Below are 3,471 nucleotides of genomic sequence, written 5' to 3' on the forward strand. Positions count from 1 at the left end.
CATTCGCGAAATTAGGCTATCAGCAAACGTCGATCACCAGCATCGCCGACACGTTAAAAATGTCTGCGGCCAACATTCACAAACATTTTCGCTCCAAGCTCGATCTCGCATATGCCGTTGTCGAACAGAGATTGCGCCCGGTGCAGGTTATTGCAGGTGTTACGCCAAAAGAAAGGCTGCGCGCTTTACCTCTGAATATTCTCGGTGATCTCTCGCATATGTCGCAGGCCGAACCCGAACTGTTCTATATTCTGACGAATATTCTCTCGACCGAGAATGTATCTGATATCATGAGGAGCCGCATTCTCGACGCTTGCCCGCAAGTGATTGAAGATATGGAACTGTCCGATGCCGAGAGATTTTCGGAAGCGTTGGCGGATATCTTCCTAGCCGTATGCCACCCGGCCATTGTGGCGACGACGGAACATGACGTGCTGGTCTCCAGGATCGACAATATCCTCAACCTGATGAAGCAGGTGAAGGACATCGGTGCGGCGGCGCCACTGGCAAAGGCCTGCTGACCTGACAGTTATGAATTGCCTGTGTTATTGAAATTCAACGACAAGGCTCGTTGGCAGTGGGGTTAGAGAACGATCAACCATGCGCATGGCTGATCGTTACAGACCGGCTTACTCGTCGGGAAATGTTTCATAGATCTTTCTGATGTCACTGAGCAGCGCTTCGCGGTCTTCGTCCGACCATTTGTGAAAGCCGAACAATTCAATGCAGGAAAATCCCGAAAGCGCCATATAAGCCAGAAGTGCAGCGCGGGGTTTGGGGCCAGCCTTGATCGCATTGAGATCATTTTGCTGCCATTGGCGCATCAGTTCTTGCAAGCGATCATCGTTGGAAAGCGAAGCGCTGACGGCCATGCAGACAGCGCGCTCTGCTTCTTCCCAGCCTGTCGCTGCAGCTTTTATCCGGCCATAAAGTTCAGGATGTTGTGTCTCAGCACAAGACGCCACGGACTTTTTGACAAAATCGCCATCTCTTTGAAGTTGCCGATCCACCAAGGCTTCGAGAAGACCGCTCTTTGTTTTATGATCGTAGACGACCTGAGATTTGCTGATGCCGGCTTCTTTAGCGACAGCATCGATCGAAAGCCCAGAAGAGCCGGATTTCAGAACCACCCGTTCTGCTGCATCCAGCACATCATTGGGGCAAATGCGCCTGTTTCTACTCATTGTTTTATATTTTTACCCTTGTCACCCTCTTCCTTTTTCCTATCAAAAATTTGTGACCGGGTCATCTGTCTCAAGGCATCAGATAGTGTGTTTGTGGCCAGAAACGCACAAAATCTGTTGGTTGCAATTCTTGTGATTACACACCTTGGTAGGCTGTGCTTGATTTGGTGCAGGGTGGAACGGTCAGTGCTGCTTTTTTGACCTCTTTTAAATCGCAAGAGAAGGGGGCTCGTTTCCTTTGAAACAAAAAACGGCGGAAACCGAATCGTTGTTTCTGCCGGCCAGTGACATCAGAATTTTCCCACGACCACGTGTCATTCCCGGGTTGGCATTGCGTGAAGCCTGGCAGCAGTCATTCAAAGGCCATCGCTATGGAGCGAGGCGATAACTGACGGCGCTCTGATTCTATTTCGATTTTTGAGTGCTAAGTGACGGATGCTGTTAGTCAGTGAAAAAAATTTCTATTTCATCCACAATTTTTTCAGATTCCTAGAGACAGCAAAATGAATTTCAGTTACAACTCAAGCTGGTTACTGCGTGGAGCTTTTCCAATCCACTGGCAACGCCCCCTCGAAAAGCGCATTGGCCTTTAGTCAAGGCTCCCCGATACTCCATCGGGGAGCAACATTAAGTGACTTTTCAAATAAATCCTCACCAAAATTTGTTTAATCTCAAACGCATGTCGGAATAAGTGACGTTTTCAGTCATTTCATAACTTTTGTTCCTCTTTCGCCACACACCACCATGAAGCGGGCACGATCAGGCCAATTATCCATTGAAGCTGATTGCAACTATAGGTGCTTTCAGTATTTTCAGACTCAGGAAGCGGGGCAGCTCACTTCTCATATTATCGGGTTTGGGTTCGGGAATATTATTTCACAATTCGGGTCAAAACTCACCTTTATCCCTGACTGGAGGTCAACATGAACATCAAGAGCCTTCTCATCGGCTCCGCTGCAGCTCTCGCAGCAGTTTCTGGCGCACAGGCCGCTGACGCTATCGTCGCTGCTGAGCCAGAGCCCCTGGAATACGTTCGCGTTTGCGACGCTTTCGGCGCTGGCTACTTCTACATCCCAGGCACTGAAACCTGCCTGCGCATCGGCGGCGAAGTTCGTTTCACCGTTGGCTTCGGTGAAGACGTTGGCAACAACAGCACCAGCGACTGGTACTCCGCTACTCGTGGCCGTATCTTCTTCGACACGAAGACCGACTCTGAGCTCGGCACGATCGGCACCTACGTTCGCTTCCAGGGCAACTACAGCTCTGAAGGCCAGATTCCTTCCTCCAGCGCATCGCTTGAGCAGGCTTACATCACCATCGGCGGCCTGAAGGCTGGTAAGGCTCTCACATGGTGGGATGACATCGGTATCAACGGCGAACTCGACGCCTGGGATAACGCGACAAACTTCAACACCGTCAGCTACCTGTACGACGCTGGCTCGTTCCGCATCGGCCTCGGCATTGACGATATTTCCAATGTTCATACCGCCAGCGCTGGTAATGAATTTGGTATCCAGGGCTACGCTCAGGTTGACTTCGGTGCATCTAACCTCGCAGTTCGTGGCGTTTACGACGCCGAAGCTGAAGAAGGTTCGGTCTACGCAACGCTCGTTGCTCCAGTTGGCCCAGGCGAACTGAACGTCGGCGCAGCTTGGTCTTCCGGTGCTAACGCTTACGTTGGTTCCTACCGCGACATCGGCTTCCAGTCCGGTTGGGCATATGAGTGGACTGTTTCCGCTTCCTACGCTCTGAAGGCCACTGACAAGCTGACGATCACTCCGTCTGCTGCTTACTGGACCACTCAGAACGACGACGACATCTGGGGCGTTGGTCTGATGGCTGAATACCAGCTCGCAGCTGGTCTGAAGGTTGGCGCAACGGTTGACTACACAGACTCTGACTACCTCGGCGACAACACGTCGGGCTTCCTGCGTCTGACACGTTCGTTCTAATCTGACCTCTGGTCGATTGGTGAAAGCCCGGCAGCAATGCCGGGCTTTTGTGTTTTACGCCTGATGTATTGCGAAGCGACACAGATGAGATGGCGATCGCATGCTCCCATGCCAGCCCCGCGCGTTCCACGCGCCGGCCGCTCGCATCGTGTTATGTATCCGACGTTTTTGGGCTGTGCATCTCAGGCGATAAAAGGCGGCATGTCGCTTACCGCAGGCCAACGGTCCTGGCGGTCTCAGGGATCCCGATATTCACCCATGCGGGGTGTGGTGGTGTCTCTAAAGGATATTGGCTCACCGCTGTGGAATTACCGACAACCGGCTTACGCCCAAGG

3 protein-coding genes are annotated in these 3,471 nt (G+C 52.0%); 2 read left to right on the top strand and 1 reads right to left on the bottom strand.

Translation table 11 applies throughout. The features are described from left to right. The coding region (locus RT613_RS12535; RefSeq protein WP_313615790.1) for a TetR/AcrR family transcriptional regulator at nucleotides 1–521 on the top strand (521 nt) is incomplete at its 5' end. Nucleotides 522–629: 108 nt separating this feature from the next. On the opposite strand, the gene RT613_RS12540 is transcribed toward RT613_RS12535, so the two are convergent. Then, the gene (locus tag RT613_RS12540) at nucleotides 630–1,184 is read right to left on the bottom strand and encodes a TetR/AcrR family transcriptional regulator (RefSeq protein ID WP_313615791.1); all 555 of its coding nucleotides are present in this window, start codon (nucleotides 1,182–1,184) and stop codon (nucleotides 630–632) included. A 923-nt stretch (nucleotides 1,185–2,107) separates the two neighbouring features. Between RT613_RS12540 and RT613_RS12545 the strand changes: the two genes are divergently transcribed. Next, on the top strand, nucleotides 2,108–3,136 hold the full coding sequence (locus tag RT613_RS12545; protein ID WP_313615792.1) for a porin: 1,029 nt from the start codon (nucleotides 2,108–2,110) through the stop codon (nucleotides 3,134–3,136). Nucleotides 3,137–3,471 lie beyond the last annotated feature (335 nt).

This window comes from Agrobacterium sp. (genome assembly GCF_032092815.1).
Classification (GTDB): Bacteria; Pseudomonadota; Alphaproteobacteria; order Rhizobiales; family Rhizobiaceae; genus Agrobacterium.

Bases quoted from the DNA above. Each gene is read 5' to 3' on its own strand.
- RT613_RS12540 (WP_313615791.1), bottom strand. From the start codon at position 1,184: ATGAGTAGAAACAGGCGCATTTGCCCCAATGATGTGCTGGATGCAGCA.
- RT613_RS12545 (WP_313615792.1), top strand. From the start codon at position 2,108: ATGAACATCAAGAGCCTTCTCATCGGCTCCGCTGCAGCTCTCGCAGCA.